The organism is Microbacterium sp. CH1 (assembly GCF_001595495.1).
GTDB lineage: Bacteria > Actinomycetota > Actinomycetes > Actinomycetales > Microbacteriaceae > Microbacterium.
Genome location: NZ_LOSO01000003.1, coordinates 22,093 through 31,658 on the forward strand (window position 1 = coordinate 22,093; position 9,566 = coordinate 31,658).

Annotated in this window: 9 protein-coding genes; 8 read left to right on the forward strand and 1 reads right to left on the reverse strand. The window is 64.2% G+C overall.

All coding sequences use genetic code 11. The annotated features are described in order from the left end of the window. Positions 1–25: 25 nt before the first annotated feature. Positions 26–397, forward strand: coding sequence for a hypothetical protein (locus AUV07_RS01950; protein WP_197462098.1), 372 nt, complete (start codon positions 26–28; stop codon positions 395–397). Between the two features lie 20 nt (positions 398–417). Here AUV07_RS01950 and AUV07_RS01955 read toward each other — a convergent pair whose 3' ends face one another. Continuing rightward, entirely contained in the window at positions 418–1,059 is a 642-nt protein-coding gene (locus tag AUV07_RS01955) for an NYN domain-containing protein (RefSeq protein ID WP_062633419.1), read from the reverse strand. Between the two features lie 213 nt (positions 1,060–1,272). On the opposite strand from AUV07_RS01955, the gene AUV07_RS01960 reads away from it, so the two are divergent. The 7 genes from AUV07_RS01960 (at position 1,273) to AUV07_RS17210 (ending at position 9,506) form a co-directional block, all read left to right on the forward strand. Further along, positions 1,273–1,554, forward strand: coding sequence for a helix-turn-helix domain-containing protein (locus tag AUV07_RS01960; RefSeq protein WP_062633421.1), 282 nt, complete (start codon positions 1,273–1,275; stop codon positions 1,552–1,554). An 18-nt stretch (positions 1,555–1,572) separates the two neighbouring features. After that, positions 1,573–2,007: a hypothetical protein gene (locus tag AUV07_RS01965; RefSeq protein ID WP_157523871.1), complete on the forward strand. Its 435-nt coding sequence runs from the start codon at positions 1,573–1,575 to the stop codon at positions 2,005–2,007. A 47-nt stretch (positions 2,008–2,054) separates the two neighbouring features. Continuing rightward, on the forward strand, positions 2,055–2,462 hold the full coding sequence (locus AUV07_RS17720; RefSeq protein ID WP_062633424.1) for a hypothetical protein: 408 nt from the start codon (positions 2,055–2,057) through the stop codon (positions 2,460–2,462). 34 nt (positions 2,463–2,496) lie between these two features. Next, positions 2,497–3,036 carry a metallophosphoesterase gene (locus AUV07_RS01975; RefSeq protein ID WP_197462099.1) on the forward strand — a complete coding sequence of 180 codons (540 nt, stop codon included), beginning with the start codon at positions 2,497–2,499 and terminating at the stop codon, positions 3,034–3,036. A gap of 282 nt (positions 3,037–3,318) precedes the next feature. Then, positions 3,319–3,501, forward strand: coding sequence for a helix-turn-helix domain-containing protein (locus AUV07_RS01980; protein WP_062633432.1), 183 nt, complete (start codon positions 3,319–3,321; stop codon positions 3,499–3,501). A gap of 70 nt (positions 3,502–3,571) precedes the next feature. Further along, positions 3,572–7,171 carry a helicase-related protein gene (locus AUV07_RS01985; protein WP_062633428.1) on the forward strand — a complete coding sequence of 1,200 codons (3,600 nt, stop codon included), beginning with the start codon at positions 3,572–3,574 and terminating at the stop codon, positions 7,169–7,171. 43 nt (positions 7,172–7,214) lie between these two features. After that, positions 7,215–9,506, forward strand: a complete 2,292-nt coding sequence (locus AUV07_RS17210) for a DUF1156 domain-containing protein (RefSeq protein WP_157523875.1) — start codon at positions 7,215–7,217, stop codon at positions 9,504–9,506. Positions 9,507–9,566: the final 60 nt, after the last annotated feature.

The window sequence follows — 9,566 nt, forward strand, 5'->3', positions numbered from 1 at the left end:
GACCGAACGCAAACTGCGCGACGCGATGGAGCGCCTGCTCACCGGCGCGGCGATCCGCACCGACGGACGCCTCATCAAGGAGAACCTCTATCGCGAAGCGGACGTCAGCCGCGCCACCATGAACCGCGCGACTGCGGTCATGGATGAGTGGGCACGTCGCGTCGACGGGTCCCAGCCGCGAGATCGCGAGATCGAGTCGTTGCGAAGCTCGCTGGCCGATCGTGCAGCCCAGATCAAACAGCTCCGCGAGCGAGTGAGCAGCCTCGAAGCACAGCTGACGATCGCCGCGACCGCCGTCGCCGAGCTGCACGTCGAGAACCAGTTGCTGCGTGGCGACGACCCGAGCCGCAACATCACTCCGATGAAGCGCCCGAACGCGGACTCACGCCGCACGTGACGGGGGCTACCTCGCTCGCATCATCGCCACTTCGGAGGTCGGGTGTACGTGGTCGCGCCGACGGTGAAGCTCTCGGGCAGAAGAGCCTGGCGGATCTTGTCGCGACCGATCTGCGACGACGCGGGCATCAGCTGCTTGAGTTCGCTCGAGAACCGCTTGGGTGGGAAGGCTGCGCCGATGAACATGTGCGGGCGGAACTGTTTGGCCGCCCTGACCGCGGGCGCAAGATCGCTGTCGGCGCTGATGATCAGTGCCGAGTCCATCGCGTTCGCAGCGGCGTCGCCCACAAGAGCAACGGCGATGTTGACGTCGGTCTCCTTCTCCTCGTGCACCGTACGCGTCGCGCGACAGTTGAAGCACGTCACGGTTTTCGCTTGGTATCGGCCCTGCGTGACGCTGAAGACGTTGGTGTGACGCGCGGCGACGGCTGCCTGATGGTAGGCCTGACGACTGGCCGCGCCCGCATCGCCCAGCACAGGTGCGGTGAAGTACTTCACCGCGACGATGTGGCTCCGTGGACGCAGGCTCTGCGCGAGTGCGACGAAGTCGATCCAGAGCGTGGAGCGTCCGAACTTGTCGTGCATGCCGTGGTAGAGGTTGAAGCCGTCGATGTAGACGATGAGGCGCTCGTGCGGTGGTCCAGGAACGGGTGAGGCTGACAACAGACGACTCCATATCGGTGCACGAGGTGATCACCTTCCTACCAGCGATCGTGTGTATAGTGTGGATACACCCCGCCCGGTTGTTCATCCCAACCGTGGCCCGACGCCCTCCCTCGTGGAGGGCGTCTTTGTGTCCGAGCCGGGCTATTGAGCCATCGAGATTGCCATACAGATTAGGCCTTACTGCAGAGGCCTAATCGTGACGCTTGATGGGTGCCTTCTCCCGCGACCTCGCCTGATGCGTGGGACCACTACGCTCGCGAGCTCGGCCAGAACATCCAGCGGGAACGAGCGCGTGTCGGATACAGCCAGGACCGTGTGGCGTACGAGTCCAACCTGAGCCGCTACACGTACCAGAAGCTCGAGAAGGGCGAGTCGAAGCCCGGAACTCCCGCGAATCCGACCGTCAAGACTCTGCTGGCGGTAGCTCAGGTGCTCGACGTTCAGATCACGGACCTCTTGCCCAGCGCGACGCCCGACCTCACGATCCGCTGAGGCACTTCTGCGTCGCGGATGACAGTCCGCGACTACCAGGAGAGGCCTAATCTGTATGGCATTCTGCACTGTATGGGCGCTGCGGAACTCAACCAGGAGTCGTTCGTCATGGCGGTGGAAGATCCCTACCTCACCGCCCTGATCGGAACGATCGAGGAGCCCGCCGGATCCAGCACCGCAGCCCAAGCCGGCAGGTTGACGATCGCATGGTGGGACACACATGGCACTGGGCCGTCGTGCACCGAACTCTTGAACGCGATGTTCACGAGCATCGCGTGGGACGACGTCATCGAAGACCCGGGACGGACACTCCTCGAACGCCGTGAACAGACCGAGCTCATCCAACGCTGGCTGATCAGCTACTGGACCCGACTGGGCGCGATCGCCTTCATCCCCGGACACGACGACGTCGTACGGCCGGGACGAATCTATCCCGAGCCGGAGACTGGCTGATCCATCACCGCCTGATAGGTTGGCCGGTTCTACGTCGAGGAGGAAGCATGCGCGAGATCTCAATCGCAGGCCGTACGGTCATGGTCTCGCTCGTCGCGACCACGCACGGTGAGGACGGCGATATCCAGCGCTACCTCGTCGAGGTGTCGGGCTCGGACGCCGCGACCCACCTCTCGATTCTCCGCATGACCAGCGCAGTCGATGCACGCGCAATGGCGTCGGCGATCGAGACCGAGCTCCTGCTCGACTATCCGGGCAGTCGTGAAGACGGAGTCCTCCGCGATCCGAGCGTTCGCGCCTGGCGCGACGAGCATCGGACCGCAATCGAGGCCGCTCTCGGTCAGCTACGTGACGAGATCGCTGGGATGCCGCCGGAGCCGGTCAGCGACCTCGAACGAACGCTGCTTCGCGCCTTCGAGATGGATTCCGACGCCCCGGATCCTCGCGATGCGTGAGTACCCCTGGTTTGACTTCGACCAAGTCGACTTCGTGACCTCTGACACCCACTTCAGTCACGCCCGCATCAGCGAGCTCGCCGACCGTCCCTTCTCAACCGTCGCGGAGATGGACGCCGCGATGATTCGCCGGTGGAACGACGTCATCGCTCCCGACTCAGTCGTCCTCCACCTCGGTGACGTGGCCCTTGGCCCAATCGAGGAGTCCATCGCACTCACCGCACACCTGCACGGCCGCCGGTTCCTCGTCCCGGGCAACCACGATCGAGTCTCGCCCGCGACGCAGAGCAAGCGCGCAGTCGAGCGATTCGCACCGCTGTATGAGGCGGCCGGGTGGGAGATTCTGCCCGAGGTGATCGAGGGCACCCGGCGCGGGTACCGGATCCTCGCCTCGCACTACCCGTACGCCGGCGCAGCCAGCCCACCGATCGCCACGTATCTCATCGCCCCCGCTGGGACGACGGCATCCCGCTACTCCACGGGCACACCCACGCGCGCGACCATGGCCCGAACGGGCATCAGTTTCACGTGGGCCTCGACGCGCACGACTTCGCACCTATCCCGTTCGGCGTGATCGACGCCTGGATTCAAGGCTTGTCTGGAATCGAGACGCGGTTGCAGACCGCGATCCGCGAGGCGCGAGGCGCGGGAGGTCATCGCCGACCTGGACGACACACCGCCATCCAGCATGGATCTGATGTTCTTCATACAGGCCTTCGACGAACTTCACATGCGCCTCGAAGAACTGCTGGCCGCCGTTGACCAGGTCGAGCACGCCACAGGCGACGACGGGGAGCGTTCCCGATAGGATCGGCCATACCCGGAAACATCCGGCTCAATCCGCATGGGGGCGTGTATGTCAGAGCCGTGGCTCTCTGCCGACGATATTGCTGAGCACTTGGGCGTGACCAAAGACACGATCTACGCCTGGATCTCCGAGAAGGGGATGCCTGCGCACAAGGTCGGGCGGCTGTGGAAGTTCCAGGCGAGCGAGGTCGACGACTGGGTACGTCGAGGGGATGCCGGATCGCCGGACTGACTCAGTCAACCGCGATGTCGGCGGCCCGACGTATCCTGATCAACTTGCCAATTTCCAGGGGAGGAAACACGTGGACGCACCTACGGTGACGCTCGCCTCGCTGCGCGCCGGGCAACGCCTGCGCGGCGTCCTCCCCGGGCAGCCGGTGACTCTCATCGGCGTGTCGCCGCTGGACGACGCGCTCGTGGAGATCTTCTTCCGCGATGACACCGGCCGCACCGGCGAACGCATGATCACCGATGCAGATGCCGGCAAGCTCGAACTTGTCACGGAGATGGGCAACGCCCCCGCGTTCGACGGCGACCCCGACGAGTTCCGGCTTGCGGCCGAAGCGCTGCGCATCAAGTACGCCGCGCTCTACGACCCCATGGCGGCGGTGAACAGCTCGGACGTCGATCCGTTGCCGCATCAGATCCGTGCGGTGTACGAGGAACTCCTCCCGCGGATCCCGTTGCGGTTCCTGCTCGCGGACGATCCCGGTGCGGGCAAGACGATCATGGCCGGGCTGTACCTCAAGGAGCTCATCCTCCGCGCCGACTGCGAACGAGCGCTGATCGTCGCCCCCGGCGGTCTTGTCGAGCAGTGGCGGGAAGAGCTTTCGCAGAAGTTCGACCTCTCCTTCGAGATCTTCAACCGTCAGATGGTCGACGACGCGCAGGGTCGCAACGTGTTCGCCGAGCACCCGTTCCTCATCGCACGGATGGACCAGCTGTCGCGCAGCGATGACCTGATCGAGCAGCTCGCCGACGTGACCTGGGACGCTGTCGTCGTCGACGAGGCGCATCGCATGTCGGCGCACTACTCGTCGTGGGCTGGTCAGGTTGACGAGACGAAGCGGTTCCGGCTGGGCCGGCTGCTCGCCGAGACCGCGCACAATTTCCTCCTCATGACTGCGACCCCGCACGCGGGCAAGGAGGAGGACTTCCAGCTGTTCATGTCGCTGCTGGATCGCGACCGGTTCGAGGGCCAGTTCCGCGCCGGGGTGCACCGCACTGACACCCGCGGCCTGATGCGGCGCATGGTGAAGGAAGAGCTCCTCACTTTCGAGGGCAAACCGCTGTTCCCCGAGCGTCGCGCGTACACCGTCGAGTACGAGCTGAGCGACCCCGAGCGCGAGCTCTACGAGCTGGTGACCGGCTACGTCCGCACCGAGATGGGGCGCGCGGAACGCCTCGCGCAAGCTGGTGACAAGAAGCGTGGCAACAACGTGGGATTTGCACTCACCGTTCTGCAACGACGCCTCGCCTCGAGCCCCGAAGCCATCCTCCGATCGCTAGAGCGACGCCAAGTCCGACTCGAGACGCGCCTGCGAGAATGGCAACGCGCGACCGACGAGGCCCGCTACAGCACCTCCATCACGGCAACGATCGACGAGTGGTCGACCGGCCGTGTCGCACTCGACTTCGAGGACGCATCGAGTTCAGCGCCGAACTTCGACCCCGACGAGTTCGACGACCTCAATGAAGAGGTCTCCGAAGAAGAACGAGCGCAGTTCGAGGCCCGCGTCGACCAGGTCGTCGACCTCGCCACCGCCGCCGAGTCGATCGGCGAACTCCGAACAGAGATAGCGATCCTCGAAGACCTCATTCGCGTCGCACGCCGCGTAAGGCTGCTCGACGATGACAAGAAGTGGGTGCAGCTGCGCACGATCCTCGACGAGCAGCTCCTCGTCCACGACGACTCGGGCGAACCGCGCAAGATCATTATCTTCACCGAGCACAAGGACACCCTCGACTACCTGCGCACGAAGATCACGACCCAACTGGGTCGCCCGGAGTCGGTCATCACGATTCACGGCGGCACCCGCCGCGAAGACCGCAAAGCGGCACGCGAGCAGTTCACCTACGACCGCAACACCGTCGTGCTCCTGGCGACGGATGCCGCAGGCGAAGGCCTCAATCTGCAGCGCGCGCACCTCATGGTCAATTACGACCTGCCGTGGAACCCGAACCGGATCGAACAGCGCTTCGGCCGCATCCACCGCATCGGCCAGCGCGAGGTGTGCCACCTGTGGAATATGGTCGCGAAGGACACCCGCGAAGGGGACGTGTTCACACGGTTGCTGTCGAAGATCGACCAGATGTCGATCGCATACAACGGCAACCTCTTCAACGTGCTCGGCGACGCGGATGCCTTCCAGGAGAAGTCGCTCCGTGAACTGCTGATCGAGGCGATCCGGTACGGCGACGAACCCGAACGCAAGGCCGAGCTCGACCGCGTCATCGACGCGAGCGTCGCCCACGGGCTCGACACCATGGTCGCCGAACGAGCACTGCACCCCGAGATGTACTCCGCGCTCAACCTCGAAGAGATCCGCGGACGGATGGAGAAGGCCCGCGAGCGACGCCTGCAGCCCGGGTACATCGCGGCGTTCTTCCTCCCCGCCTTCGAACGCCTCGGCGGCCGCATCCGCCGGCGCGAGAAGGGCCGATACGAAATCACCCGCGTGCCTCAGCGCGTCATCGACACAGCACGCAGACTCAATCGGTGGGCCCCCGTGCCGGAACGGTACGAACGAGCCACGTTCGAGACCGCACACGTGCGTCCCGAGAATCAGACGCAGGCGGCACTCCTCGCCCCCGGCCACCCTCTGCTGCAAGCGGTCATCGAGCTCACCATCGAAGACCTGGGGCCGGTGCTCAAGCGCGGGACGGTGTTCGTCGATCGACGCGAACAGCAATCCGAGCACACTGCGCTGTTGTACGCGGTCGAGCAACGCATCCAGAACGCCACCCCCGACGCCGACACCGTGTCGCACCACTTTGACTACCCCGTCCTCGACACAGCAGGCACAGTCACCCTCGCCGCGGCCCCGCCCTACCTCGACTACGACGCACCACACGCTGGTGAGGCTGCGGCAATCGCCGAGGTTCTCGCGGATGAGTGGGCGAAGAGCGACCATGAACGCTCGATCCGCACGTGGGCGTACCGCGACGGACTCGCACCCCGCATGGACGAACTCGCTGCGCGCATCGCCGTCGACGTCGACCGCACCCGGGTTCAGGTCAAGGAACGCCTCCTCGCTGAGATCAACCACTGGGACCGCGAGCACAACCGCCTCGAAGCACTCGAACGCGCAGGAACCATCGGCCGCATCCGAGCCGACGTCGCGCTCCAGCGGGCACGCCAGCTCGACGAACGGCTCGACAAGCGGCTACGCGCGCTCGACGAAAGCACGCAACTCGTCGCACTTCCCGCGGTCGTCCGCGGATCAGCGCTCGTCGTGCCGAGCCAACGGTTGTCGACTGGCGAAGAGGATGCCGCGCCCCAGACCTTCGCGCGCAACACCGAGCTCGTCGAACGCCGAGCCGTCGACGCCGTCCTCGCCACCGAACGCGCGCTCGGCCGCACGCCACACGAGATGCCCAGGAACAACCCCGGATACGACATCCAATCTTTCGATGCCGAGGGACGCATCCACTACATCGAGGTGAAGGGGCGGATCGAAGGGTCTGACACCTTCACCATCACGACGAACGAGGTCACGTTTGCCCAGACGCAGGGCGACCGTCATCGACTCGCCCTTGTCCTCGTGTCGCCAGACGGCGAGAAGCGGGACCAGCTCCGGTACGTGCTCGACGCGTTCGCCCATATCGAGCCGTCCGCGACAACTCGGTCGTACAACGAGGAGTGGCGCAATTACTGGGACCGCGGAGGACCTGCGCAATGAACAGGACAGCGCTACGACCACACGATCTACGAGAGACGCATCAGTGAACACCACCCCAAGAAGGAAACTCATCGAGGTCTCGCTTCCTCTCGAGGCCATCAACGACGCGAGCGGGCGCGAGAAGTCGCTAAGACAAGGGCTGCCGTCGACCATGCACCTGTGGTGGTCGCGGAAGCCACTCGCGACTGCGCGCGCCATACTCTTCGCCCAGTTAGTCGACGATCCGTCTTCACACCCCGACCGATTCCCCTCGAGAGAGGCTCAGGACGACGAGCGGCAACGCCTCCACAAACTGATCGAACAACTCGTCGTGTGGGAGAACACGACCAACACGCGCCTTCTAGACGAAGCACGCGCGGAGATTCGAAACTCCAACGGCGGCGAACTTCCGTCGATCCTCGACCCATTCGCGGGTGGCGGGTCGATTCCCCTGGAAGCGGCACGGCTAGGCTTGCCGTCCTTTGCCGGCGACCTCAACCCCGTTTCGGTGCTGATCAATAGGGCACAGATAGACATTCCTGCGAGGTTTTCGGACCGCCCGCCCGTGTCACCCGACGCGGCCGCGCGCGTGACGCCGTGGCACGGCGCCGAGGGCCTCGCGGAAGATGTTCGCCGCTACGGCAAGTGGGTCCGTGACGAGGCCTTCAAACGAATCGGACATCTGTACCCCAACGTTGTTGGCCCGGATGGTGAGGAACACGAGCTAATCGCATGGAAGTGGGCCCGCGTCGTTAAGAGCCCCAACCCTGCCAACCCAGTCGAGGCTCCGTTGGTGAACTCATGGTGGCTCGCCAAGAAGAAGGGCAAGGAGGCTTGGGTGCGACCTGTGCTCGATGGCGGACAGCTTCGCTACCGTGTCGAGCACGACGATCAAGGTCCAACGGGCACTGCCGATGGGACGGTGGGGCGGAGCGGTGCTATCTCGGCTACGGACAAGTCCGCCATCTCGCTCGACTACATCCGCGGTGAAGCACGAGCGGGGCGCATGGAGCACCGCATGCTGGCCGTCATCGCGAAGGACGTGCGAGGTCGCCTATACCTTTCACCGGACGAAGCCGCGGAAGCCCTCGCAGATGTTGCGCGACCAGTGTCCGCCCCTGAGCAGTCGACCCCTGAGGCCGGACTCGGCGTGAGCGTGCAGAACTACGGCATGAACCGTTGGTCCGACCTCTTCACGAATCGGCAACTCGTTGCACTGACGACCTTCTCGGATCTCGTCCGTGAAGCCCGCGCGTCGATTCTTGACGACGCGCTGCTGGCTGGCATGGATCGAGGTGACCACCTAGCCAGTGGGGGCACCGGCGCGCTGGCTTACTCGGAAGCAGTGAGTGCGTACCTCGGCCTGGCCGTTAGCAAGATGGCAGAGTACAACAACTCACTCTGCCGCTGGATGTCACAGCCAAAGAATGAGCTCGTGGGCAGTTCCTTCTCGATGCTCGCCATCACAATGGCATGGGACTTCGCGGAGGCAAACGTCTTCTCAACTTCCTCGGGAGGATGGGATGCGGCTTTGAACCCAGTTTCGAAGGCGCTGGAGAAGCTGCCCACCGGCATCAACGGCACTGCTGAGATGCGGGACGCCTCCCAGTCGGGCTACCCGCGAGTTTCTTCGATCTCAACCGACCCCCCGTACTACGACACAGTCGGCTATGCGGATCTGTCCGACCTGTTCTACGTTTGGCTCCGCGAGACACTCTTTGATGTCTATCCCGACCTATTCGGCACACTACTCACGCCAAAGTCCGAAGAGCTCGTCGCAAATCCCCACAGGCACCATGGGAGAGCGGGCGCCGAGAAGTTCTTCATCGATGGCTTCAACCGAGTCTTCGAACGAATCCGTGCAGACGGCCTGTCTTCGGCAGACATCCCGATAACGGTGTACTACGCGTACAAGCAACAGGACTCGAACGGGAACACGGGCTGGCACACATTGCTCGATGGTCTCGTGAATGCTGGATGGGAGATCACGGGTACCTGGCCCGTACGGAGCGAACGCGGTGGGCGCATGCGAGAAGTCGCAAGCAACGCGCTGGCGTCGTCAATCGTGCTCGCTTGCCGCCCCCGCTCGTCGGAGGCTGTGACGACCACCCGCCGAGCCTTTTTGGCTGCGCTCAAGGCTGAGCTTCCCGAGGCGCTCCGAACGCTGATGCTGGGTGCGATCGCACCTGTGGACCTCGCGCAGGCGGCTATCGGGCCTGGTATCTCAGTCTTCTCGCGATACGCCCGCGTGCGTGAGGCAGATGGGTCGGATATGAGTGTGAAAGATGCCTTGCTGGCAATCAACGCCACCCTTGACGAAGTCATCGGCGAGCCCCTGTGCGTCAGGATGGGGTGAGACACCAGCACTGCTGACCTTCGCACTGCACGGGGCGAGAACGGACCAATACTGAGATGA